The sequence below is a fragment of the Namhaeicola litoreus genome (genome assembly GCF_042679565.1).
In the GTDB taxonomy this organism is placed as follows: Bacteria; Bacteroidota; Bacteroidia; order Flavobacteriales; family Flavobacteriaceae; genus Namhaeicola; species Namhaeicola litoreus.
In genome coordinates, this window is sequence record NZ_JBHTMY010000002.1 from 255,969 (window position 1) to 282,142 (window position 26,174).

Here is a 26,174-nt window from a genome sequence, read left to right on the forward strand (position 1 = left end):
AACAACCCTATCTTTTTATGGATAATCCTTTATTAATGGAGTTTACCGGTATTTATCAAACCGCTCCATTTTCGAAAATAAAAAATGAACATTACAAACCTGCATTTGAGAAAGCCATTGAAATGGCTAAAGCAGAAATTGACGCTATTGTAGAAAATACGGAAGAACCAAATTTTCAAAATACAATTGAAGCCTTAGATTTTTCCGGAGAAAAACTAGATCGAATTTCAAGTATTTTTTTCAATTTAAATTCTGCTGAAACGAATGATGAAATCCAAAAAATTGCACAAGAAGTTTCTCCTATGCTTTCTGATTTTTCCAATGATATAAGACTCAACAAAGCACTTTTTAAAAAAGTAAAAACAGTTTTTGATAAACAGAATGAATACTTTTTAACGACAGAGCAAAAAACATTACTCGATAAAAAATACAAAGGCTTTACACGTAACGGTGCCAATTTGAACGAAGTTGATCAGCAAAAATTAAGAGAAATAGATAAAAAACTAGCTCAGCTTTCTTTAAAATTCGGCGAAAATGTGTTGGCCGAAAACAATGCTTACGAATTGCAAATTACAGATGAGAACAGATTAAAAGGTTTACCTGATGGGGCTTTAGAAGCGGCAAAACTATTGGCAGAAGAACGTAAAAAGGACGGTTGGATTTTTACACTGGACATACCCAGTTATTTGCCTTTTATGACTTATGCAGAAGACAGATCTTTAAGAGAAATCTTGGCAAAAGAATATGGGAAAAGAGGTTTTCAGCAAAATAATTTCGACAATCAAAAAATTGTTTTAGACATAGTTAATTTAAGAAATGAAAGGGCAAAATTATTGGGTTACCCAACACATGCTCATTTCGTTTTGGAAGAAAGAATGGCAGAAAAGCCACAAAAAGTGATTGACTTTTTAGAAGATCTTTTGAAAAAGGCCAAACCAGCGGCAGTCAAAGAGTTTGAACAACTAAAAGAATTAGCAAGCAAAGATCAAATTGAAGCACTACAGAAATGGGACAGCTCTTATTACAGTGAAAAATTAAAGAAGCAACTTTTTGATTTAGATGAAGAACAATTAAAACCATACTTCAAACTGGAAAATACAATACAGGGTGTTTTCGAAATTTCTAATAGGTTGTACAACCTAACGTTTGAAGAAGTTCAAGATATTGATAAATACCACGAAGATGTAAAGACCTATCTTGTCAAAAAAAATGGCGAAGTACTTTCTGTGCTCTATGCAGATTTTTTTCCTAGAAAAGGAAAGAGAAATGGTGCTTGGATGACTTCGTATAAAAGCCAATGGAAAAAGGATGGAGTCAATTCGAGACCGCATATTTCTATTGTTTGCAATTTTACAAAACCTACTAAAACAAAACCATCGCTGCTCACTTTTAACGAGGTAACAACACTTTTTCATGAATTCGGCCATGCCCTCCACGGCATGCTGGCAAACACAACTTACCCTAGCCTTTCTGGGACTAGCGTGTATTGGGATTTCGTAGAATTACCTTCGCAGGTGTTTGAAAATTGGTGCTATGAGGAAGATGCGCTAAACCTTTTTGCCAAACACTATGAAACCGGTGAGTTAATTCCTTTTGAACTCATCGAAAAGATCAAGAATTCTTCTAACTTTTTAGAAGGACTTGCCACTGTAAGACAAATAAGTTTCGGACTATTAGATATGGCTTGGCACGCGAAAGATCTGTCTGCAATTAAAGATGTAAAATCATATGAAGAATTGATTTTTGAACAGACCAAATTCTATCCAGATGTACCTGAAAATTGTATGAGCACCGCGTTTTCACATATCTTTCAAGGCGGTTATTCCTCTGGTTATTACAGTTATAAATGGGCTGAGGTATTAGATGCTGATGCTTTTGAAGCGTTTAAAGAGAAAGGGATATTCGACAAAGAAACAGCTCGAAAATTTGAAGAATTTGTATTAAGTCAAGGAGGAACCGATAAACCCATGACTCTCTACAAAAAATTCAGAGGAAAAGAACCTGATGCCAAAGCATTGCTAAAAAGGGCAGGATTACTGCAGAACTAATCCAAATTATTAGATTTAATAACTATTTTTGCAATCGACTAAAAAAAAATCAAAAATGAAATCATTCGATGTTGTTGTTATAGGTTCAGGACCCGGTGGATATGTTGCTGCTATTAGATGTGCTCAATTGGGTTTAAAAACTGCCATAATTGAAAAATATTCGACCATGGGTGGAACTTGCTTGAATGTAGGTTGTATTCCGTCTAAAGCTTTACTTGATTCTTCTCATCATTATTACGATGCGGTGCACCATTTTGAAAAACACGGCATCGATGCAAAAGAGGTGAAAGTAAACTTTAAACAAATGATTGATCGCAAAAGTGAGGTCGTATCCCAAACATCTGGAGGTATCAATTTTTTGATGGATAAAAATAAGATCGATACATTTCAGGGCTTAGGTTCATTTAAAGATGCCAATCATATCAATATCAAAAAAGAAAATAACGAGACTGAAACGATCGAAACAAAAAATACGATTATTGCCACCGGGTCAAAACCGGGAAGCTTACCTTTTATAAAAATTGATAAGAAAAGGATCATAACTTCAACTGAGGCCTTGAGTTTATCTGAAATCCCAAAACATTTGCTGGTCATTGGTGGTGGTGTGATTGGTTTGGAACTCGGGCAAGTTTATAAAAGATTAGGTGCCGAGGTTTCTGTTATAGAATATATGCCAACTATCATACCTACGATGGATGGTGCACTTTCTAAAGAATTGCAGAAATCCTTAAAAAAGCAAGGAATGAAATTCTTTACAGATCACAAAGTTTCCTCTGTAAAGAGTTCAGGTAAGGAAGTGGTTGTTACTGCAGATGATAAAAAAGGAAATCCTGTAGAGTTTAAAGGTGATTACTGTTTAGTTGCCGTAGGAAGAAAAGCTTACACTGAGGGTCTTGGATTAGAAAATGTAGGTATCCAAGTAAATGAGCGCGGTCAAATTGAAACAAATGCACATCTTCAGACCAATATCCCAAATATTTATGCCATTGGGGATGTGATTAAAGGAGCAATGTTGGCGCATAAAGCCGAAGAAGAAGGTACCATGGCTGCTGAGATCATTGCCGGACAAAAACCTCATATCGATTATAATTTAATCCCAGGAGTTGTCTACACTTGGCCGGAAGTTGCCGGAGTAGGTAAAACCGAGGAAGAATTAAAAGCGGCAGGAGCAAATTATAAAGTGGGCTCTTTTCCTATGCGCGCTTTGGGAAGAGCGAGAGCCAGCATGGATATTGACGGACTTGTAAAGGTATTGGCAGATGCAAAAACAGATGAAATTTTAGGAGTTCATATGATTGGTGCCAGAGCAGCAGATATAATTGCCGAAGCTGTTGTGGCCATGGAATTTAGAGCTTCCAGTGAAGATGTAGCGAGAATGTCACATGCTCATCCAACTTATACCGAAGCCATTAAAGAAGCGTGTTTGGCAGTAGAAAACAGGTCTATTCACAGCTAGAAAATTAACACACAACATAAAAATGGTTATTGAGAGATTTTAAGTATTTTTCGATAACCATTTATTTTTTGTAAAATTTTGCGAATTCAGAAAGATTTTAAGGCCATAACGATTCCAGATCTCAAATTGAAATTACTCAATTGGGCTCAGCAGGAAAAAGTTTTCCTTTGGTGTGATTCGAATACCCATTTAGGTAATCAGACATACGAAACCTACGACGCCGTATTGGCCATAGGTGTACAAAGTGAGTTAAAATGCTCTTGTGAAAATGCTTTCGAAAAACTAAAACAATTTAGAAAAGTAGCAGACGACTATGTTTTTGGGTATTTAAGCTACGATTTAAAGAATGACATTGAAGCGCTTTCTTCGCAAAATTTTGATGGAGTAGGGTTTGATGATCTCTATTTTTTTCAACCTCAAAAAATCATTTTCCTCCAACAATCTACATTGTCTTTTTCCTATTTAAACGAATTTGAAGATGAGATGGAGAAAGATTTTCAAAAGATCCAAAATAGTAACTTTAACGTAATCTTTCCTAAAACAGATATCCATATTCAACAGAGAATTTCTACGGCCTCATATCAAGAAAAACTAAAAAATATCCTTGCACATATTCATCGCGGAGATATCTATGAAGTGAATTTTTGTCAGGAATTTTATGCTGAAGACTGCGAGATACATCCATTAACAGTATATTCAGAACTCAATTCGATTTCTACCCCGCCCTTTGCTACTTTTTTGCGCATCAATGATAAATATTTACTCTCTGCTTCCCCGGAGCGCTTCGTTAAAAAAATTGGTTCGAAAGTAATTTCACAACCCATTAAAGGCACCGCTAGAAGATCTTCTCATTTAAAGGAAGATGAAAAAATTAAAGCAGAACTGTCAAAAGATCCTAAAGAAAGATCAGAGAATATTATGATTGTAGATTTGGTGAGAAACGATTTGTCAAAAACAGCGATTAAAGGCAGTGTCCGTGTTGAAGAACTCTGCAAGGTATACACTTTTCAGCAAGTTCATCAACTCATTTCAACAGTGGTATCAGAAGTTTCTGATGAGATAGATGTAATTGACATTATTATTTCCCTCTTTCCTATGGGAAGTATGACAGGGGCGCCAAAAATTTCGGCGATGGAAATTATTGAAGAACTCGAAGAGACCAAAAGAGGTTTATACTCGGGTGCAGTGGGTTATTTTAGTCCGGAAAACGATTTTGATTTTAACGTGGTGATCAGGAGTATTTTGTACAATGCAACGCGTAAATATGTTTCTTTTTCTGTTGGTGGAGCCATCACGGCCCAATCAAAAATAGAAAATGAATACAATGAATGTATGCTAAAAGCAGAAGCCATGAAAAAAGCATTAAACCAAAAGTAAAGTCCGTTCTCTTAAACTTAAGTTACACTAAGACTTATAGAGATTTTCGATAAGCTGCAAGGTGTTTCCAATTCAAAAAAACCTTTCTTTTGAAATAGTTTTGAAGAGAATCTCGATTAGACTTAAGAATAAATCCTCACTACTTTCATTAAGTTACATTTTTTCGTAGTTTAATCCTTTAAAATATTAATTCTTTTCTTCTAATTCTATGATAAAGTCATCGGTCATCTTCTTTATTGCAATTTTATTATTTTCTTGCCAATCGAACACAAAAAATAAAGTCCATAAAAAAAAGCCCAATATCCTTTTTATCATGTCTGATGATCACGCCTATCAAGCCATTAGTGCTTACAGTGATGATTTGATTCAAACTCCAAATATAGATAGATTAGCAGATGAAGGGATGATTTTCACAAATGCCTGCGTCACTAATTCTATTTGTGGTCCTTCCAGAGCAACTATTCTCACTGGAAAATTCAATCATATCAATGGTAAAATAGATAATTATTTTCCTTTCGACTCTACACAGGTCACATTTCCTCAATTATTTCAGCAAGCGGGTTATCAAACGGCGATGTACGGAAAATTACATTTTGGTAATAATCCGAAAGGTGTGGATGATTTTATGATTCTACCCGGACAAGGAAATTACATCAATCCTAAATTTATAACACCAACAGGAGATACAGTTTTAACAGGTTATGTAACGGATTTAATCACTGACCAAACATTAAAATGGCTTAAAGAAAAACGCGATCCCAACAAGCCCTTTATGATGATGTATTTGCATAAGGCCCCTCATAGACCGTGGTGGCCATCACCTGCCAAGTTTGCAGAATTTAGTAAAAGAACCTTTCCACAACCAGAAACTTTATTCGACAAATACGAAGGCAGGGGTACTGCAGCCAAAACAGCTGAAATGAATATTTTACACCATATGATGTACAGCCATGATTCTAAAATTAGACCTGAAACGATTTCAAAAATGGGCAGCGTTTTACCTGAGATTGAAGATTTTGAGAATGGTTTTTACGGACCCTACAATCGGGCAAACGAACAACAGAAAGCACTATATGATGCAGTCTTGGATTCTATCAATAAAGATTTTGAATTGAACTGGCCAAAAATGAATGAAAAAGAAAAAATGAACTGGAAATACCAACGCTTTATGCAAGATTACTTGGGCTGTATTTCTTCTATTGATGATAATGTAGGTCGTGTGTTGGATTATCTGGACGAAGCCGGCTTGGCAGAAAATACAGTTGTAATTTACACCTCAGATCAAGGGTTTTATTTGGGCGAACACGGGTGGTTTGATAAAAGATTTATTTATAATGAATCCTTTAAGACCCCATTATTAGTAAGATGGCCAAACCAGATTAAACCTGGCATGAGTAATGATGAAATGGTACAGAATTTAGATTTCGCTCAAACCCTCTTGGAAATCGCAGGATTAGACGCACCCGATGATATGCAAGGAGAAAGTTTAGTTTCCTTGATGAAAGGTGAAAATGACAAATGGACCAGAAAAGCTGTTTATTATCATTATTACGAATACCCAGCTGTTCATATGGTAAAAAGACATTATGGCCTCGTTAGTAAGGAATATAAGTTAACCCATTATTATTATGATATTGATGAATGGGAATTGATTGATCGAATAAAAGATCCTTTAGAAATGACAAATCAATATGATAATCCTGAATATGAAAACATTGTAAAACAACTCAAAAATGAATTAATAGAATTACGCAAAAAATATAAAGATTCTATAGAACTAGATCAAAAGTATATTGAATTACATAAACAAAGAGAGAATTTGTTGAAAGGAAGCTAAAGTTTTGTAATATTTATTTTTGTTTTAGTTGTTTTTAAAAAGGAGATTTTTGGCGTTTAAATTAAGATAAGAGTTGTCTGCCCTTCTTATTTTAATTTCCGTGATGCTTAAGTTAGTAAATCCATTGAATTCTCATTTGTATCGAATTTGTAACACCAACTAAATCGTCTTTTTTTAGGTTACCAATTCCATAGACAATCCCAGTTTTCCAGTATTGTGTTGCCCACCAGTTCACTCCAATATCCCAACGAAACAATAAACCACCATCGATATTAGAACTGTCAAGATTGACATGTCCTACTCTGCCAACTAGCTCAAGAGCACCATATTTACCATCTGGCATTATTCTCCTGGCATATGCAGATCTTTTATCATAAGGCCTTGGGTCTCCGCTCAATACATAACTACCGGTAGCATAATATCCTTGAAATTGTTCATATCCATTGCCGGTATCTACCCATGAATGAACATATTCAAGAAGAACTGAAAAGTTTTCAAGACTCCAGAGTTGTTCTAAACTCAAATTAAATTGTGAATTTGCTTCAATATTTCCGGTATCCACAAAATTAGAGGTAATATTAGATTCATTCTTACCCTTTAACCTAATTACACCATCCTGGGCTTCCACATAACGCACGCCAAGACCCATATGAATATATTGAGCACCACCATCATACCACTTGGGTAATCCAGTGACTCTAGCCGTAAAAGTATTGGCAGATTCGGAAAAACTGTAGTCATTTTCCAACCAACTATTAAACCAGCCGGCTGCAATAGTTGCCCTATCGTTCATAAAAAAATGCTTGTAGCTCACACCCAGGTTTCTACTTTTAAAAAAGGGACTCAATAATCTTTCCATATGTGGTAAGTTTGCGGCATCCCCTACCATTTCATAGATAAAAGTTTCTTTTAATTTCCCAACATAAAATTCATTTTTATCCCCTACCGGAATTACCAGTCGGAAATCAGTGAGTCCGAATGAATCCGTTCCCTCGGGCCTGTCTTTACCCTTGTATTCAATACTAATTAAATATTGCCATGGATTCTTGAAATTAATTTTCCCTTTTAACATCATCCGGGCGCTTCGTATATCGAAACGATTCTCTTGTTCGCCAACCTGATCTATATTATCGTCGTCTTGAATTATATAATTGTAGTCGAGGATAGGAGCAAAACCTAATTTTAATGTAACCCATTTAAATCCTTGGTCAGACCAGCCCATCTTTTTTTCTGTCACATCCGGAATAAAGTAAGTTTTTGAAGAATCTGGTAATACTTGAGTTTGGGAATCATCTACAAGGCTTGTAAATTGTCCATAAACCGATGGGATAGATATCATACTTGCAGAAAAGATAAAGAACAAGATATACCTATAGTTTAAGAGAATTCTATACATATATGAAATGGTTAGTTGATTAAAACTAAATTACATTTTTTTTAAATACAATTTTAAGAAATCAACTAAACCAAAAACTCTATCTATTTAAGGTTTCTTCCATTTTTTTCCTGATCTCGCCTAAAGCTAGATTTCCAATGCTACCTATGTGTGTATGTTTGATTTTTCGATTGGGTCTAAACGCTCCATTTTCAATTTTTTGTCCAATGATTTTATAGGCATCGCGAAATGGCGTTCCGTTTTGAACCAACGCATTTACCTCTTCTACACTAAACAAATAGTCGTACATCTCTGCATCAACTACATCTTTTTTTACTTTGATCTCTTTAAGTGAAAAAATAAACATCTCCAAACAAGCCTTGGTATTTTGTAATGCAGGCATTAAGCCTTCTTTGAGCAATTGAAAATCTCTGTGATATCCGCTGGGCAAATTATTTGTAATGAGTGTAAGCTCATAAGGTAAAGCTTGAATTTTATTGCATTTCCCCCGGATCAATTCGAAAACATCCGGATTTTTTTTGTGTGGCATGATACTAGAACCTGTCGTTAATGCATCTGGAAATGAAACAAACCCAAAGTTCTGACTCATATACAAACAAATATCATAAGCAAATTTAGCTAAGGTTCCCGCCAAAGAACTGAGCGAAAATGACACTATTTTTTCTGCTTTCCCACGACTCATTTGCGCCGCAACTGAATTATATTTCAATGTGCCAAACCCCAAAGATCTGGTGGTTGATTCTCTATCAATCGGAAAAGAACTTCCATAACCTGCTGCAGAACCCAAAGGGTTTTGATTCACAACCTTAAACGCCGCATTGAGCATATACATATCATCAATCAAACTTTCCGCATAGGCCGAAAACCACATGCCAAAAGAAGAAGGCATCGCCACCTGAAAATGTGTATAGCCCGGCAATAAAACAGATTGATAATCATTGGCCAATTTCATTAAAAGATCGAAAAATTCTTCAACCAAGTTTTTAATTTCGTCTAACTCATCTTTCAAATATAAATGCATATCCACCAGAACCTGATCATTTCTTGATCTGGCAGTATGTATCTTTTTTCCAGTATCACCTAGCTTTTCTGTGAGGAGAAATTCTACTTTAGAATGTACATCTTCGAAAGAATCCTCAATTAAAAATGTTCCTTCTTTTATTGATTTTTGTATTCCTCCCAGCTCACGCTCTACAGCACTCATTTCACTTTTACTCAACAACCCGATTTCGTGAAGCATTTTGGCATGCGCCAAAGAGCCAATGACATCATATTTAGCCAAAACCAAATCCAATTCTCTGTCGTTTCCAACAGTAAATAAATCAATCTTTTTATCGGTACTAAATCCTTTATCCCAGAGTTTCATAATTTCTTTTTTCTATAAGATTTCTTCTAATAATTGTATGTACAAAGTAATACCATCCTCAATTTCTTTTAAATAAATATACTCATCCGCAGTATGTGAACGCAAGGAATCTCCGGGGCCAAGCTTCAACGAATGACAAGTCAAGTTAGACTGATCAGACAAAGTGGGAGATCCATAAGTTTCTCTGCCTAATTTAATTCCGGCTTGAACAATAGGGTGCTCTTTTGGAATAAATGATGAGTTTAAACGCAAAGAGCGTTCTTTCACTTCAACCTTAACGGCTTTTTTCACTTTTTCTAAAACTTCCAGATTACTGTATTTATCTGTTACGCGGATATCCACGACAAAATGACAAGTGGAGGGTACAACATTATGCTGGTCACCAGCTTCAATCTGCGTAACCGTCATTTTTACTTCTCCCAAGGTTTCAGAAATTTCAGGAAAATGATATGTTTTAAACCAATGTATGGCATCCATGGCGTGGTAGATAGAATTATCTCCTTTGCTATGTGCGGCATGCCCTGGAGTCCCGTGAGCATAACAGTCAAGCACGAGAAGGCCTTTTTCTGCAATAGCCAAATGTAAAGAAGTAGGCTCACCTACAATCGCAAAATCGATCTTTGGTAAATCAGATAAAACACTTCGAATCCCATTTTCTCCCGAGCTTTCTTCTTCTGCCGAAGCCAACAAGACCAAATTATACGCTAGATTCTCCTTTTTATAAAAATATAAAAAAGCCGCTACCAAACTAACCAAACATCCTCCCGCATCATTACTGCCTAAGCCGAATAATTTTCCATCTAATATTTCTGGTTGAAATGGATTTTTGGTATAACCCTTATTAGGCTTTACCGTATCATGGTGAGAATTAAGTAAAATAGTAGGCTTTGTCTCATCAAAATATAAGTTTTTCACCCAGATATTATTCCCTTTTTGATGAATTTCATCACAATAGGCTTTTAAATAATGGGTCAAAATCTCAGCAGTAAATTGTTCCTCCCCAGAAAAAGATTGGGTCGCAATTAGCTTTTGTAATACCTCGATGCTTTCGTTGTACAATTTCTTTTTCATAAAATAAGTGTTGTACATTTTTGCTTTGTTTCATAAAACACATTCGGACTGCCAATGGTTACTTTTTGAACACCTTTTTCGAGCGCAGCAAAACAGTTTTCTAATTTTGGTAACATCCCCTCTGCAACAATTCTATCTTTTTTAAGCGCTTCAAAATAAGGCTTATTTATCTTTTCAATAACCGAATGGTTGTCATTGACATCTCTTAAAACACCATTTTTTTCAAAACAATAGATTAATTCAACGTCGTATTTTTCAGACAAACCAATAGAAAGTTCACTTGCAATGGTATCGGCATTTGTATTTAATAATTGCCCATTTTTATCGTGCGTAATAGCGCAAAAAACAGGTGTTAATTGGCTATTTAATAAGGCCGAAATCGTTTTTACATCGATCGAATCTACATCACCGGCAAAACCGTAATCGATTTCCTTGACAACTCGCTTATGCGCCAAAATGCAATTCCCGTCGGCGCCACTCAATCCAATGGCATTGCATTGGTTTTTTTGCAAATTAGCAACTATATTTTTGTTGAGCAATCCCGCATAAACCATGGTCACTATTTCTAAGGTAGCAAGGTCTGTGATCCTTCTTCCATTTACCATTTTCGGTTCTAGTCCTAACTCCTCAGCCATTTCCGAAGCTTTTTTACCTCCGCCGTGAATAAGAATTTTCTTTGATGGAATTTGGGCAAAATGGAACAAAAATTCTTCCAATGCTATAGGGTCATTGATCACATTTCCTCCTATCTTTAGGATTTTTAAGCTTTCTTTCATTTTGTTACTTTTTCAATCCTTCCAAAATCTTTTTTAGAACTAGTTGAGCAGAGTAAGTCCTATTATTAGCCTGATGGATCACAATAGATTGATCGCTATCCAAAACTTCATCGGCCACCACCACATTTCTCCGAACTGGTAAACAATGCATAAATTTTGCCTTGTTTGTTTGGCTCATTTGTTTGTTTGAAATTGTCCAATTTGGATCCTGGTTGATCACCTTGCCATAATCTTTAAAAGAACTCCAGTTTTTTACATAAACAAAATCAGCATTTTGAAAAGCGTTCATTTGATCTGTTTCGATTTTAGAATCTTTCGTTATTTCGGGATCTAATTCATATCCTTTAGGATGAGTGATCACAAAATCTACATCACTTTTCTGCATCATTTGCACAAAAGAATTAGCTACTGCATGGGGCAGCGCCCTGGGATGAGGTGCCCAACTCAGTACAACTTTAGGTCTTTCTTTTGTTTTATATTCCTCAATCGTAATGGCATCTGCCAAGGCCTGTAAGGGGTGTCCAATCGAACTTTCCATGTTTACAATCGGTACCGATGCGTATTTTTTAAAACCAGATAAAACTTCTTCAGCTCTGTCTTTTTCTTTGTCTGTTAGCGTTGGAAAAGCCCTTATCGCAATAATATCACAATATTGAGAAATCACTTGTGCGGCTTCTTTGATATGTTCGGATTTGCCTTGATCCATGACCACACCCTCTTCAAATTCAAGCGCCCATCCTTCATTATTGAAATTCATGACGATACTCTCCATTCCTAAATTCATCGCAGCCTTTTGCGTACTCAAACGTGTTCTCAAACTATTGTTAAAAAACAATAAACCAAGTGTTTTTCCGGCCCCAATTTCTCTTTGAATGGGTTGCTGCTTTAATTTTAAAGCTTCTTTTACCCAATGATTCAACGAGTCTATGTCATTTACAGATAAATAATGCTTCATTTTCTTCCAATTTTGGTGAATGGAATTATATTTTCAAAGGCATTCAGAATAAAATTGTCCTTTAATCCATTTACGATCCAAGTTTCTATTTGCTGATTGTATAAAATTTCTGCGGCATCAATTTTAGATTGCATGCCTCCGGTGCCATGTGATGATTTTCCTGTGAAAACTTCTTTTCTCAAATCTCCTATACTTTCTACCCTATCAATTGTAACTTTTTCGCCACTTTCTATCGATTCTTTGGTGTAAATTCCATCTGTATTCGTAGCGATGATGACTAGATCTACACCCAATAAACTACCTGTAAGCGCAGCTAATTTATCGTTGTCACCAAACTGAATTTCTTCTGTAGCAACTGTATCATTTTCATTGATGATGGGAATGTACCCATTCTGTACAAGTACATTCAAGGTATTAAAAATATTGTCGCGTGAGGTTTCTCTTTCAAAATCCGGATAAGACAACAAACATTGCGAAGTAAGAAGTCCTAATTCTCTGAAATTTTCTTGAAAAATGCGCATCAAATGGGGTTGCCCAATAGCGGCTAAGGCTTGTTTTACCGTAATCGCTTTACCGTTACTTTCCAATTTTACAAATTGTTTGGCTACCGCGATGGCTCCTGAGCTCACAATAATAAACTCACAACTATCTTTTAATTGAAAAATCTGACGTGCAATATCTTCTATTTTCCCTCTTGAGATTTGGTCGGTTTCGCGTGTGAGCGTATTGGTACCGATCTTCAACAATACTCTTTTTTTATCTGATCTGCCCTTCTCCATAAACATACCATTTGTTTGTGACCAAATGCTCCAAACCTATAGGACCTCTCTGGTGCAATTTATCGGTGCTAATGGCCAATTCGCCACCCAGACCAAATTGAAATCCGTCTGTAAATCTTGTCGAGGCATTTTGATAAACAGCAGCGGCATCTACTTCATCCATAAATTCCCTTGCCATTTCGTTACTTTTTGTCAAAATACAAGCTGAGTGCCCTCCTCCAAATTGATTAATCTTATCGATGGCCTCTTGCATACCCTCAACCCTGCCTATGACAATTTTATAATCTAAAAACTCTTCATACCAAACACTTTGATCTTCAATTTCTTCTATTCCGTCAAATTTTGAAGTAGTCTCATCTCCCCAAATCTGCACGTTAAATTTCATAAGTTGGGCTATTAATCTCTTTAAAAACCCTTCAAAATTTGGCAATTGTCTATCAATTAATACTTTATCCAGTGCGTTACAGGCAGAGATTTTAGCCACTTTGGCATTCACAATAATTTCTATGGCTTTTTCCTGATCTGCCGATGACGCCAAATAGATGAAATTATTTCCTCGTCCACTTACAATCACCGGACAAGTAGCATTTTCTTTGACGAATTGAATTAATTTTTCGCCTCCTCTCGGTATGATCAAGTCGATTTTTTGGGTCGGATTTTTTAAAAATTCTTGTGTTTCTTCTCTGTTAAAAACCAAATATTCCACCCAATTTTCGTCAACCGAATTAAACTTTAACGCTTCCCGCCATAGTTTAACGATAGACTTGTTTGAATGAAAAGATTCCTTCCCTCCTTTAAGTAAAATTTTATTACCCGACTTAAATGCGATACCGGCAGCCTCGATGGTAACATCAGGTCTGGATTCGTAAATGATCAGTATAGTTCCAAAAGGGGCTGTTCGATTTTCTATTCTCAAACCGTTTTCATGCACAAAAGAGAATCGCTCCTTTCCTAGAGGATCTTCTTGTTGTACTAATTGATTCAAAGATTCGATCATGCCCTCAATTTTTGCATCATCAACTTTTAATCGATCGTACATCGCTAAATCTGTGTCTTCAAAACTTTTAAGATCCTTCTGATTGATCGCAATGATTTCTGCTCTATTTTTTTCTACGAGCTCGGCCATTTTCAGCAAAACGGAATTCCTTTGTTTTATGCTTAATGTTTTATTCATTGTTTATTCTAAAACTTTTTTCAGCGATATGATAAAATCATCTAGTTGTTTAGAGCTTATATTCAAAGGAGGTAAAATCCTTAAAAGTTTTTTGTTAGATGCACCACCAGTAAAAATATGCTCTTCCATAATTAGTTTTTTCCTAAGTTCAGCCACATCAAAATCAAATTCCAGGCCCAACATCAAACCTTTTCCTTTTACTTTTTTTACCTGAGGAATTTGTTTTACTTTCTCAATAAAATCAGCAGAAACAACATTGACGTTTGAGATAAGGTCATCTCTTTGAATCACATCTAAAACAGCAAGAGCGGCCGAGCATGCCAAATGATTCCCTCCAAAAGTAGTGCCTAATAACCCATAACTCGCTTTAATTTTTGACGAAATTAACACACCTCCTATAGGGAAACCGTTGCCCATGCCTTTAGCGGTTGTAATAAGATCTGGCAAAATACCGTGGTGTTGGAAAGCAAAGAACTTTCCACTCCTTCCATATCCTGATTGAATCTCATCTGCAATCAAAATCACATCATGCTTTTTACAAAGTCTTTCCAAATCTTTGAAAAACCCTGTATTTCCTTCATCCAACCCACCAACACCTTGAATTCCTTCTATGATGATCGCACAAACATCATTTTTAGCAAGTTCTTTTTCTACCAAATCAATTTCGTTCAGAGGCAAAAAAGTACTTACTTGTTGCTGATTAATAGGTGCATTGATCTTTTTATTATCAGTTACAGCAACTGCCGCAGAAGTTCTACCATGAAAGGCGTTCTCAAATGCAATGACACGTTTTTTACCTGTATGAAAAGAGGCTAGTTTTAAAGCATTCTCATTCGCTTCGGCTCCTGAATTGCACAAAAACAAAGCATAGTTCTCAAAACCAGACAATTTTCCCAGCTTTTTAGCCAAAGCCAATTGTATCGGATTAATAATAGAATTAGAATAAAATCCTATTTTTTTTAATTGCTCCGTTATCGCGTTGACATAATCCTCCTGGGCATGACCAATAGAAATAACGCCATGCCCTCCGTATAGATCGAGATATTTTGCACCCTTCTCATCATAGACATAACAGCCCTTGGCAGAAACCGGAGTGACATTATAGACCGGATATACATCAAATAAATCCATCCTTTTTAAATTTCATTAATTTTTTCGAATGAAGTCACAAGTCCTTTGATAAGCGAAGAACTCAAACCTTGGTGCTCCATTTCATTTAAACCTTGAATCGTACAGCCACTGGGGGTTGTTACTTTGTCTATTTCTTCTTCCGGGTGACTTCTACTATCAATCAATAAACTGGCAGCACCCAGACAAGTCTGCATAGATAATTCTAAGGCCTCCTCACTGTGAAATCCAAGTTGTACAGCTCCCTGTGAAGTCGCCCTTATCAATCTCATCCAAAAAGCAATGCCACTGGCACAAATCACTGTTGCAGCCTGCATCAAATTCTCTTCAATACACATAGTTTTTCCTAAAGCATTAAAAATGGTCTTTGCATATTCTACATTTTTCTTTCCCCTTTCATTGGCAGAAATACATGTCATAGATTGACCAACTGAAATAGCTGTGTTGGGCATACATCTGATGATAGGTAAATCATTTCCTAAAACATCTTCTATGTCACTGATTTTTCTTCCGGTAACCACTGAAATAAGGGTATGCTTTTTGGGATTAATAACATCTTTAATCTCTTCCAGAACACCTTTTAATTGAGCTGGTTGAACTGCTACAATGATCACATCTGAATACTTTACCAATCTCTTATTCTCGGTGGTTATTTTAACCACGGATAAATTTCCTATATTATCTAAAGATCTTGGATTTCTTTTAGACAAATACAACGATTTACATTTGATATGTTGCTTTTCACTTAAAATTCCAATAGCTACAGAATAACCTAAATTACCCACCCCAATAATTCCTATTTTCATATTTTCTATTTAAAAATAATTTGCCTTTAATTGTAAACCTGTTTTTTCGTCGATGCCAAAAATTAAATTCATGTTTTGGACTGCTTGTCCCGAAGCACCTTTCAATAAATTATCTATTACACTTGTAATCAAAAGCTTGCCTTTAAAAACTTTTAAGTGAAGTAAGCATTTATTGGTATTCACCACTTGTTTTAAATGAATTTCTTCATCAGATATAAAGGTAAAGGCTGAATCTTTATAAAAATCCCTATAGAGAACTTTTGCTTGTTCAAGTGATCCTTCGAATTGAGTATAAATGCTTGCAAAAATTCCTCTGCTAAAATTCCCTCTATTTGGAATAAAGAAAAGATCTTGTTTGATACCTTCTTGTAATTGAGCCAAACTCTGCTCAATTTCACCCAAATGCTGGTGCGTAAAAACTTTATACGACGAAAAATTATTATCTCTCCAGGTGTAATGTGTCGTTGGTGACAAAGAGGTTCCTGCACCAGTTGCCCCTGTAACGGCGTTGACATGTATATCATCACAAATAAAACCTGCTTTGGCCAAAGGCAAGATCGCCAATTGAATAGCGGTGGCAAAACAACCCGGATTTGCAATATGTCTGGCAGTTTTTATTTCGCTTACATTCAATTCGGGCAAACCGTAAACAAATGTTCTTCCTTCAAATACGGCATCTTTTTTCAGTCTAAAATCATTACTTAAATCAATAATTTTTGTAGAAGAAGAAAAGCTATTCTCTTGCAAAAAGGATTTGGAATTACCATGTCCCAAACACAAAAACAGAACATCTACCTCAGGATTAATATGATCTGAAAAATAGAGATCGGTCTCACCTATCAAATCTTGATGAATTTTTGTAACAGGATTTCCTGCGTTAGACGTACTATAAATAAAATCGATTTTTACTTGAGGATGGTTGATCAAAATTCTAATCAACTCACCTGCCGTATAACCGGCTCCACCTATAATTCCCGCTCTAATGATCATATCAGCCTTTGTTTACATGATTAAATATCTTACCCTGATTGGCCGTAATTTTTATAAAACCTTTGGCATCATCAGCCGTCCATCCTTCATTGCTTTCACCATAACTGGCAAAAGAGGAATTCATTAAATCGTGGGCAGAATTAATACCGTTTAAAGCAAACCTATATGGATGGAGGGTTAAAAATACATCACCGGAGACATACCTTTGTGTATCTTCCAGAAAAACTTCAATATTTCGCATGACTTCGTCCAAATAATGGCCCTCATGCAACATCATCCCGTACCAATTGCCCAATTGTTCTTTTTGAAATTGTTGCCATTTAGTGAGCGTATGTTTTTCCAATAAGTGGTGTGCCTTAATGATGATGAGCGGAGCAGGTGCTTCAAATCCTACCCTTCCCTTTATACCGATAATTGTATCTCCAACATGAATATCTCTTCCGATGGCATAAGCCGAAGCCATTTTGTTTAATTTTTCGATATTATTTACGGGCTTATCATTTTCTCCATTTATCGCAACCAACTCTCCCTTTTGAAAGGTTAAAGAAATGTTCTCTGATCCACTTCGGGTGAGTTGACTTGGATATGCTTCACTTGGCAAAGCATCTTTGGATTTTAGCGTTTCTTGTCCGCCTACACTTGTCCCCCATAATCCTCTATTGATAGAGTATTTTGCCTTTTCCCATGAATATTCAATGCCGTTGGCTTGCAAATAATCAATTTCCTCTTGTCTTGCTAATTTTTTATCCCTGATGGGTGTAATAATTTCAATTTCGGGTGCCAAAATTTGAAATATCATATCAAATCTCACTTGGTCGTTGCCGGCACCGGTACTTCCGTGCGCAATGTAATTTGCACCAATTTTCTTGGCATATTCTACAATCTCGATGGCCTGAATAATTCTTTCTGCACTTACACTCAGCGGGTAAGTGTTATTTTTTAAAACATTACCATAAATAAGGTATTTTACTACTTTTTCATAAAAAGTTTGTACAGCATCCAGAGATACATAACTCGCTGCTCCTAATTTCAAAGCTTTGTCTTTGATCTCAGAAATTTCTTCTTCACTAAAACCCCCGGTGTTTACACTTACTGCGTGCACCTCAAAATTCTCTTCCTTTGATAAATACATGGCGCAATAAGAAGTATCCAATCCACCACTATAGGCTAATACAAGTTTTTTCATTGTTGATTACTTTGCTCAAAACAATAATACTCATTGTTTTGTTGATTAATTTTCTGGTTTATTCTCTTTTGATTGATTTTTCTTTAAAAAAATACTTTGTTTAATTCTTTTTAAACGACTCAGAACTTTTGAGTCAAAATCGTGTTCTTTCAAATCCTTTTTGTTCTTTGGATCATAAAGCATTCCGGTACAGAGACACATTTTTTGATTTGTTCTTTGCAATACATCGTAATTTCTGCAAGTTTGACAGCCTTTCCAAAACTCAGGATCATCTGTGAGCTCTGAAAAAGTAACCGGTTTATATCCCAAATCATAATTAATTTTCATGACCGCCAAACCAGTAGTGATGCCAAAAATCTTTGCGCCAGGATATTTTTCTTTAGAATAGTTAAAGATTTTCGTTTTTATTTTTTTGGCTAGGCCCAAATTTCGATAATCGTGATGAACAATTAATCCAGAATGAACTACATAATTCTTATCACTAAAAATTTCTATATAGCAAAACCCTGCAAATTTATCGCCATCTAAAGCGATAACAGCGTTTTGATTTCTCATTTTTGTAGAAATGTATTCCGGTGTTCTTTTGGCAATACCTGTTCCTCTTTCGGCTGCCGATTTTTCAATAGTTGCGCAAATGATCTCTGCGTATTTAATGTGTTTTTCGTTTGCAATTGCAATTTCCATTAACTAATGTTTTTAAGATTGGATAAATAAGAATCGAAATGCGGAATTGGGCTCACCATATTCCAAAAATAACCCGTACCCTTACGGGCGGAAACGGTGGGTTTGAAAAATCACATCACTACTTCCAAAGAAAAAGTGAAAAAGAATTGTTCTGAGATTGAATGAAAAAAGTGGCATGTTGAAATTAAAATTGAAAATAATTGTTAAAAAAAGTTCGAAGAAAAACCTTAATTAAATGCGGCGATAGGGTACAATACTGAACCTTAAAGTGGTAATATGCGTCTGTTTTAATTTCACATGGCAATATTACAACAATTATCAAAACATCAAAAATAAATTTCCGTTAAATTCAACAAAATGAAAATTTTCTTATGAAGAATTCATTTATTCGATTTGTTTCTTGAAGTTTTCTTTAACAAATTGAACAATTCTTTTCACTTCTACTATATCAGTTTCTAGAATTGTTCCAATATCTTTGAGATTCAATTTACCCAAGATATAAAGATCTACAACATTTGAGGTCTGCACAGGAAGCAGTTTATACAAGGTTTGAAAAGATTGTTTAAAACCTTGTTCTTTCATTTTGTTATGCTCCTTTAATTCGAATAGCGACATTAAGTTTTGTTGCACTTCTTCTGATTCTAATACAGATGATCCTTCGTCATTTTGATGATAAGAAATATCATCTAATTCTTCATTCATGATCAGATCAAAATCTCCATCCACAGTAAAATTTTCTTCCATCTGTTTTAACTCTTCTTCTAAAATCAGTTTTATACTCACATTTTGTTTATGCCATTTTTCTTCATCCGCCAAGGCTATAATTTTATAATGAGCTTTTGCGAACATAAACATTTGAAGCGCATGCTGATCAATATCCTCTCCTACTTTATTCTCATAAACCTCTAGAATCACCTCATCTATAATTTCTGAAGGACGGTACATGTTTTTTGGCAAAACGCCATGGTGTTCCAGCACACGCAACCTATTTTTTACATAAGGATAAAGTTTATGACTTATCGCTAAAGTCTTTTTTTCCAAACTTTTTTCTCTTTTTTCACTGTTATTGTCGTGCTCATTTTTCATAATCAGAGATTTTAATGTTCCTCTTAAAATTACGAAATAATTCTTCAATTGTTGGGTATTGTGGAAGATTTTAGCTTCGAGTTATGATAGATTTTCAACAAAAATATAGGTGTTTTAACCGTTTTAAATATATTTGATCCAAACTGCTTTGAACATGCTTGGTAATCCCTTTACATTCCGGCAAAATGATGTCGATTTTTTCGGTAAAATTTACCCCTCCAAAAAGGTAAATGCAGTTGTTATTATTGTGCACGGTTTGGGCGATCATTTGGGCCGGTACGAAGACTTTGTCATTCCTGAACTCTTGAATAATGATTTCTCTGTCTTGGCATACGATCAATTCGGACATGGCAAAACCAAAGGAAAAAGAGGATACAATCCCGGGTTTGATCAGGTTTTAGAAAGTTTGCATATCGTTGTAAAAAAAGCGGTGGAGATGTTTCCTCAAAAACCTATATTTCTCTACGGCCATAGCATGGGCGGAAATGTTGTTTTAAATTATGCGCTCCGCTCCCCCGAATTAATACAAGGTATAGTTTTATCGAGTCCTTTTTTAAGATTGGCATTTTCGCCTCCTGCTTGGAAACTACAATTGGGAAAATTAGCCCTGAAATTCTTTCCGGGAATAACAATGGGTAATGAGTTAGACCCCAAAGCCTTATCACATGACCCAAAAGCTGTGGAAAAATATTTAGCAGACCCTTTGGTACACGACAAAGTTAGTCCGAATTACTCGATTCGATTTTTAGAGAGCGGCGAATGGGCAATTGAGAACATCGACTTTTTAAAGCTAAATGCGCTGGTTTTACACGGCACAGCAGATATGCTCACCGATCATTTAGCCTCAGTTGAAATCTCAAAAAAGAATCCTAAAAAAATAAAATTGCAATTGTATCCAGATGGGTATCACGAACTTCACAATGAGGCTCTCAAAGAAACTTTCTTAAAAGATATCTGTACTTGGATCAACAAAAACCTTTAAAATTTCTATGAAAAAAATTGGACTTATCCTCTTACTTATTTTTCAGGCCAATGCCTTATCTACCATTGCTCAGAATAATTTTCAAGGATCTTATCAGGAATTGAATTTCGCAGACGAGATTGATTTGAAATGGTTGGCTCTATATTATCGTTCCTTTAAAAATGGGAATGAAGAACTAACTCAAAACTATACTTCTATTAATGCTGAGGAAATCAAAAAGAATCTCAATTATTTAAAAGAAAGAACCCCTCTTCCGCTGCAATATAATCCCATTATTGAAAATGTTATTAGACTATACTTAACAGATGGGTTGGAAACTTTGGAAAATATCAAAGATAGATCCGCTTATTTCTTTCCCGTTTTTGATAGTTATTTGGCTCAATACAACTTACCCTTGGAAATGAAGTATTTAGCCGTAGTAGAATCCGCTTTAAAAACAGATGCCTTGTCTCATTCGGGCGCCAGAGGCATTTGGCAGTTTATGTTGGGAACAGCCAGAATGTATCAGCTCAAGATTGATTCTTATGTGGATGAAAGAAAGGATATTTTTTCTTCTACCAAAGCGGCTTGTGAATATTTAAGTGTTTTACACAGCATGTTTGGCGATTGGAATTTAGCCATTGCTGCGTATAATTGTGGTCCCGGAAATGTGACAAAAGCCATCAGAAGGGCCGGTGGTCAAAAAGATTATTGGCAAATAAGACCTTTTTTACCCAAAGAAACACAAGCATATGTTCCTGCTTTCTACGCCACACTTTATATTTTTGAGCAATCGGACAAATATTTAAAATCAGTAAATCAAAATGGGATATCTTTTTTTGAAACAGATACAATCCATGTCAAAAAGCAACTTAATTTAAATGAAATTGAAAAACATTTACAAATTAAAAATCAATTGCTTTCACAATTAAATCCGAAATACACAAAGAACGTCATTCCAAAAAACGAATACCTCACCCTTCCTAAAAGCTTAGTTTCTAATTTTATACAATTTGAATCAGGTTTGTTTAATGACAATCAATATGTAGAAATCGTTAAAAATACGCATACCCCTGAACACAAAAAAGAGATCATAGAATTGAATAACTCAAAACAAACAGAATTGGGCACTGTACGAAAGTCTGATTTTAAAATTGAAACCTATGTGGTAAAAGAGGGGGACTCTCTTTTTAAAATTTCGAGGTTGTATCCTAATGTGAGTATAAACCAACTTCGTACATGGAACAATATTTGGGGGGTGAATTACGTTAAACCAGGGACTAAGCTGCTTATTTACAAAAGTTAAGGTCCTTTGTAAAAAAATAATTTAGTCAATAACTTTAACAATATTTTTTCATTTTAAACAGTAAATTTATCCGGTCGATTATATAAAATTTATAGTTTAGCCGTTTTTTAAAAATTAACTTGATTACATCAATAAAAACTTTAACAATGCGTCATATTTCTGCCCTGATTTTTTTTCTATCTACATTTCTTGGATTTGCTCAAAGCATTGACCTAGAAAAAGATTCCACCAAACAAGCATTGGCAGAAATGCTGAGAAGGGATTTGTTGATGTCTAGTATTGATACTATTCATACAGACTCTTTAGAAGCGCTTGAAAAAAATGTTGTGCTGATCGACTATCCTATTGCGTCCGAAATTGATAAGAAATGGCTGACAGCATGGAACAACAATTTTCTGAGTGATTTACCCGATCTTCCCATAGATATAGATAGCACCAATGTGGTCATAGAAGATTTGCCTACAGAATTATTAAAAGAAAGGCTACATGCTTTGAACAGTAAAACCCCATTTAATGTAGAATATAATACCTCTCTCGAAAAAGTAATTAAGCATTATTTAAAAAACAGAAAACAGACTTTGGCAAATTTAATGGGTAGAGCAAAATATTATTTTCCCATTTTTGAGGAACATTTAGACAAATATAATATCCCATTAGAAATTAAATATTTGGCTATTGTAGAATCTGCTCTAAAACCTACCATAAAGTCTAGGGTAGGCGCTACAGGCCTTTGGCAGTTTATGTATAGCACGGGTAAATTATACAAGCTGGATGTAAGTTCTTATGTGGATGAAAGAAGCGACCCAATCAAATCAACTGAAGCCGCTTGTAAATATTTAAGTAACTTATATTCCATTTTCGGAGATTGGGATTTGGCCTTAGCAGCCTATAACTCAGGTCCGGGAAATGTAACAAAAGCAATACGAAGATCTGGTGGAAAAACAAATTATTGGAATATCAGGCCTTATCTTCCTAGAGAAACAGCTGGCTATTTACCTGCCTTTTACGCCACCTATTATATCTTTGAATATGCTGAGGAGCACCAGTTATATGCCACAAATGAATTGCCTAACTCTTTTGAAACTGATACAATTCGAGTAAAAAGACAGATTACCTTTGACCAGGTCAATAGAATTCTTAAAACCGATAATGAGTTGTTAGAATTCCTTAATCCACAATATAAATTAAAAATAATACCATTTGAAGAAAAAGAAAATCACACCTTGAGATTACCCCGATATTTAGCAGGTACTTTTGTCGCAAATGAAGATTTAATATACACCTATGCAGAGGCAGATGATGCAAAGCGTGAAAAACCTTTACCTGCTAATCTCACTACTCCTGATAGAATAAGATACAAGGTGAGAAGTGGAGATTATTTGGGCAAAATTAGCAGTCGTTATGGTGTACCTGTGAGCAGTATCAAAAGATGGAACGGACTTAAAAGCAATAACTTAAGGGTAGGCCAATACTTGACCATTTATCCTAAAAATGGATCTGTAACGACCACGGTGACACCAAAAAGTAACGATAATACGAGTACGGCAGCCGCTGTTAAAGAGACAAATAATAACAAATACACAACATATACAGTGAAAAATGGAGATTCACTTTGGTTGATTTCTCAGAAATTCCCTAATGTAACTGTAAAGCAATTAAAAGAATGGAACAATTTTTGGAGTGAAAAGAATTTAAAACCGGGAACTAAGCTCAAAATTTACTAATTTTCCCGGGCATTAAGCTAAAATCTCGATCATGTCCAAAATTTATTCACTAGTCTTAGTGATTTTTCTCTTCATTTCATGTAACTCAAAAAATGATTCAATAACACTTGTCGAATCTACCGGCAGAATCAACAACTTATTAGTTGTCATGAATAATGAAGATTGGGATGGCCGCTTAGGTGATTCTGTCCGAGCGATTCTCGCTAAACCTTTGGTGGGATTACCCCAAGAAGAAGCGCCTTTTAGCGTCAACCAAGTGGATCCTGGTGCTTTTTCAAGTCTTTTTAAGAGGTCCAGAAATGTACTTTATATAGATTACGCCGAGAAAGAGAATTATTATACCACATTTAACGTCTACTCTTCTCCTCAAACGATTTTAACCATTTTAGGAACAGATATCAACAATATTCTAAGTAAGATTGAGAAATATAAATATGAAATGATATCTGTTTTTAAAAAGCAGGATCTGGCACTTTATCAAAGTAAGATCACGAAAGACCACTGGAAAGCTGAAAACATTCAAACCATGGAGAACCTCGGTTTTTCAATTAAAATTCCCACAACTTATAATGTCGTAGAAGATGACGGGAGTTTTTTATGGTATCGCTATTCTTTTGCCAAGGGCATGTTGAATATAATCGCTTATAGCTTTCCCATCAAAGACAGAAGTGAATTTAATCCATTAAATATCATCAAAAAAAGAGATTCCATCGGTAAAACACATATCCCAGGGCAGTTTGAAAATACATATATGAAAACTGAACCTCTGTATAACCCAACCGCCACTAAAATGAAACTTGACAATAAAGAAGCCTATGAAATTCGCGGTTTATGGATTGTTAAAAACGATTTTATGGGAGGGCCCTTTGTTAATTATGCCATTTTGGATGAAGCTCAAAATCGAGTTCTTGTATTGGAGGGCTTCAGTTATTCTCCTGCCACCAAAAAAAGGGATTTTGTTTTTGAAATGGAAGCCATTCTAAAAACGATCCAGATCGAATAGCATTATTCTGACCCGGGAAATTCAATTTCCAAATTATCTGTATTGTAAGTCATGAGCTCTCCATCTTTTTCATAGATCAAAAAAACTTTTAACTCAGGTTTATTCGCTAAAAAAGCTTTTGTTTTTTCAAAGCCCATGGCCATAAAAGCGGTGGCATAAGCATCTACATCTGCACAATCTAAAGAAGAAATGACCGAGGCACTTAGTAAATCACTTTTGCTCGGATACCCGGTTTTTGTGTCTATGGTATGGGCAAATCGTGCACCGGTTATACTATCGATTTTGAACTTCCTGTAATTCCCTGATGTGGCAATTGATTCATCACTTAACAAAACGAAACTTTGGTAGGATCTCGAACCATCAAAATGAGGTTTTTCAATAGCAATTTTCCATGATAAGCCTCTTTCATTCTTCCCCCTAGTTCTCACCTCTCCGCCAATCTCTACTAAATAATTCTCGATTTCCTTTGATTCTAAAAAACGACCCAATACATCGACCGTGTACCCCTTGGCAATCGCATTAAAATCCAGAAAAAAAGGAGTATACTTTGCTTTAATCTTACCATTTACCAAATTGATTTTATGCAGACCTACACCTTGTAGTAGCGATTCTATTTTTGCAGAATCTATATTTGCGAGACCATCACCTGGTCCAAAACCCCACGCGTTCACCAAAAGTCCAATGGTCGGATCAAAATACCCACCTGTCTCTTCGCAAATATTTAAGGATTTTTGAAAAACTTCTTCAAAATAATGATCAACTTGAACCAAAGTGTCACCGCTATTGATTTTAGAAATATCAGAGTTGGGGATATAGGTAGACAAAGATTGATTGATCATGTGAAACAGACTGTCAATTTCTTTTTCAAAATTTCTTTGCTGTGCATCGTCATAAATAGCAGAAAATGTTGTGCCTAAAGCATTACCCGAAAGTCTCTGATACGTTTTATCATCAGACTTACAAGAAATCAATAATATCATTAAAAAATAAAGAAAAAAGTTTGTCATTCGGTAAGATATTAGTAAATATTTAACGTATCATTTTAAGCCAACCTGTATATTTGTA

General features: G+C 35.4%; 22 protein-coding genes. 8 read left to right on the forward strand and 14 right to left on the reverse strand.

Annotated features, from left to right (window positions below):
• Positions 1–17 precede the first annotated feature (17 nt).
• The 4 genes from ACFQ39_RS03000 to ACFQ39_RS03015 all read left to right on the forward strand — a co-directional run bounded on the left by ACFQ39_RS03000 (position 18) and on the right by ACFQ39_RS03015 (position 6,718).
• Positions 18–2,048: a M3 family metallopeptidase gene (locus tag ACFQ39_RS03000; RefSeq protein WP_377176304.1), complete on the forward strand. Its 2,031-nt coding sequence runs from the start codon at positions 18–20 to the stop codon at positions 2,046–2,048.
• Between the two features lie 55 nt (positions 2,049–2,103).
• Positions 2,104–3,504, forward strand: coding sequence for a dihydrolipoyl dehydrogenase (gene lpdA / locus ACFQ39_RS03005; RefSeq protein WP_377176306.1), 1,401 nt, complete (start codon positions 2,104–2,106; stop codon positions 3,502–3,504).
• Positions 3,505–3,582: 78 nt separating this feature from the next.
• Positions 3,583–4,881 carry an anthranilate synthase component I family protein gene (locus tag ACFQ39_RS03010; RefSeq protein ID WP_377176308.1) on the forward strand — a complete coding sequence of 433 codons (1,299 nt, stop codon included), beginning with the start codon at positions 3,583–3,585 and terminating at the stop codon, positions 4,879–4,881.
• Positions 4,882–5,089: 208 nt separating this feature from the next.
• Entirely contained in the window at positions 5,090–6,718 is a 1,629-nt protein-coding gene (locus tag ACFQ39_RS03015) for a sulfatase family protein (RefSeq protein WP_377176310.1), read from the forward strand.
• A gap of 112 nt (positions 6,719–6,830) precedes the next feature.
• On the opposite strand, the gene ACFQ39_RS03020 is transcribed toward ACFQ39_RS03015, so the two are convergent.
• The 13 genes from ACFQ39_RS03020 to ACFQ39_RS03080 all read right to left on the reverse strand — a co-directional run bounded on the left by ACFQ39_RS03020 (position 6,831) and on the right by ACFQ39_RS03080 (position 20,115).
• Positions 6,831–8,114, reverse strand: coding sequence for an OprO/OprP family phosphate-selective porin (locus ACFQ39_RS03020; RefSeq protein ID WP_377176312.1), 1,284 nt, complete (start codon positions 8,112–8,114; stop codon positions 6,831–6,833).
• A 79-nt stretch (positions 8,115–8,193) separates the two neighbouring features.
• Positions 8,194–9,480, reverse strand: a complete 1,287-nt coding sequence (argH, locus tag ACFQ39_RS03025; RefSeq protein WP_377176314.1) for an argininosuccinate lyase — start codon at positions 9,478–9,480, stop codon at positions 8,194–8,196.
• Positions 9,481–9,492: 12 nt separating this feature from the next.
• Positions 9,493–10,551: a M20 family metallo-hydrolase gene (locus ACFQ39_RS03030; protein WP_377176316.1), complete on the reverse strand. Its 1,059-nt coding sequence runs from the start codon at positions 10,549–10,551 to the stop codon at positions 9,493–9,495.
• A complete protein-coding gene (argB, locus tag ACFQ39_RS03035; protein WP_377176318.1) occupies positions 10,548–11,327 on the reverse strand; it encodes an acetylglutamate kinase in 780 nt (259 codons plus the stop codon). Before argB ends, ACFQ39_RS03030 begins: the two co-directional genes overlap by 4 nt.
• Before the next feature lie 4 nt (positions 11,328–11,331).
• The gene (locus ACFQ39_RS03040; RefSeq protein WP_377176321.1) at positions 11,332–12,282 is read right to left on the reverse strand and encodes an N-acetylornithine carbamoyltransferase; all 951 of its coding nucleotides are present in this window, start codon (positions 12,280–12,282) and stop codon (positions 11,332–11,334) included.
• Entirely contained in the window at positions 12,279–13,061 is a 783-nt protein-coding gene (gene proB, locus ACFQ39_RS03045; RefSeq protein ID WP_377176322.1) for a glutamate 5-kinase, read from the reverse strand. Before proB ends, ACFQ39_RS03040 begins: the two co-directional genes overlap by 4 nt.
• Positions 13,039–14,235 (reverse strand): glutamate-5-semialdehyde dehydrogenase, encoded by a 1,197-nt coding sequence (locus tag ACFQ39_RS03050; protein ID WP_377176324.1) that lies wholly within the window; start codon positions 14,233–14,235, stop codon positions 13,039–13,041. Before ACFQ39_RS03050 ends, proB begins: the two co-directional genes overlap by 23 nt.
• A 3-nt stretch (positions 14,236–14,238) precedes the next feature.
• Positions 14,239–15,366: an aspartate aminotransferase family protein gene (locus ACFQ39_RS03055; RefSeq protein WP_377176326.1), complete on the reverse strand. Its 1,128-nt coding sequence runs from the start codon at positions 15,364–15,366 to the stop codon at positions 14,239–14,241.
• A 5-nt stretch (positions 15,367–15,371) separates the two neighbouring features.
• The gene (proC, locus tag ACFQ39_RS03060; protein ID WP_377176328.1) at positions 15,372–16,169 is read right to left on the reverse strand and encodes a pyrroline-5-carboxylate reductase; all 798 of its coding nucleotides are present in this window, start codon (positions 16,167–16,169) and stop codon (positions 15,372–15,374) included.
• Between the two features lie 9 nt (positions 16,170–16,178).
• Complete coding sequence (gene argC, locus ACFQ39_RS03065; protein WP_377177526.1) at positions 16,179–17,156, reverse strand: N-acetyl-gamma-glutamyl-phosphate reductase; 978 nt, start codon at positions 17,154–17,156, stop codon at positions 16,179–16,181.
• 4 nt (positions 17,157–17,160) lie between these two features.
• The gene (gene argG, locus ACFQ39_RS03070; RefSeq protein WP_377176330.1) at positions 17,161–18,345 is read right to left on the reverse strand and encodes an argininosuccinate synthase; all 1,185 of its coding nucleotides are present in this window, start codon (positions 18,343–18,345) and stop codon (positions 17,161–17,163) included.
• Between the two features lie 45 nt (positions 18,346–18,390).
• Positions 18,391–19,029, reverse strand: a complete 639-nt coding sequence (locus ACFQ39_RS03075; protein WP_377176333.1) for a GNAT family N-acetyltransferase — start codon at positions 19,027–19,029, stop codon at positions 18,391–18,393.
• Between the two features lie 384 nt (positions 19,030–19,413).
• Positions 19,414–20,115 carry a hypothetical protein gene (locus tag ACFQ39_RS03080; protein ID WP_377176335.1) on the reverse strand — a complete coding sequence of 234 codons (702 nt, stop codon included), beginning with the start codon at positions 20,113–20,115 and terminating at the stop codon, positions 19,414–19,416.
• A gap of 154 nt (positions 20,116–20,269) precedes the next feature.
• Between ACFQ39_RS03080 and ACFQ39_RS03085 the strand changes: the two genes are divergently transcribed.
• The 4 genes from ACFQ39_RS03085 (at position 20,270) to ACFQ39_RS03100 (ending at position 25,109) form a co-directional block, all read left to right on the forward strand.
• Positions 20,270–21,097, forward strand: a complete 828-nt coding sequence (locus tag ACFQ39_RS03085) for an alpha/beta hydrolase (protein WP_377176337.1) — start codon at positions 20,270–20,272, stop codon at positions 21,095–21,097.
• A 7-nt stretch (positions 21,098–21,104) separates the two neighbouring features.
• Positions 21,105–22,382 carry a lytic transglycosylase domain-containing protein gene (locus ACFQ39_RS03090; RefSeq protein ID WP_377176338.1) on the forward strand — a complete coding sequence of 426 codons (1,278 nt, stop codon included), beginning with the start codon at positions 21,105–21,107 and terminating at the stop codon, positions 22,380–22,382.
• A 146-nt stretch (positions 22,383–22,528) separates the two neighbouring features.
• Positions 22,529–24,106: a lytic transglycosylase domain-containing protein gene (locus ACFQ39_RS03095; protein ID WP_377176340.1), complete on the forward strand. Its 1,578-nt coding sequence runs from the start codon at positions 22,529–22,531 to the stop codon at positions 24,104–24,106.
• A 31-nt stretch (positions 24,107–24,137) separates the two neighbouring features.
• A complete protein-coding gene (locus ACFQ39_RS03100; RefSeq protein WP_377176342.1) occupies positions 24,138–25,109 on the forward strand; it encodes a DUF4837 family protein in 972 nt (323 codons plus the stop codon).
• Positions 25,110–25,111: 2 nt separating this feature from the next.
• Here ACFQ39_RS03100 and ACFQ39_RS03105 read toward each other — a convergent pair whose 3' ends face one another.
• Positions 25,112–26,116: an FAD:protein FMN transferase gene (locus ACFQ39_RS03105; protein WP_377176344.1), complete on the reverse strand. Its 1,005-nt coding sequence runs from the start codon at positions 26,114–26,116 to the stop codon at positions 25,112–25,114.
• Between the last annotated feature and the right edge of the window lie 58 nt (positions 26,117–26,174).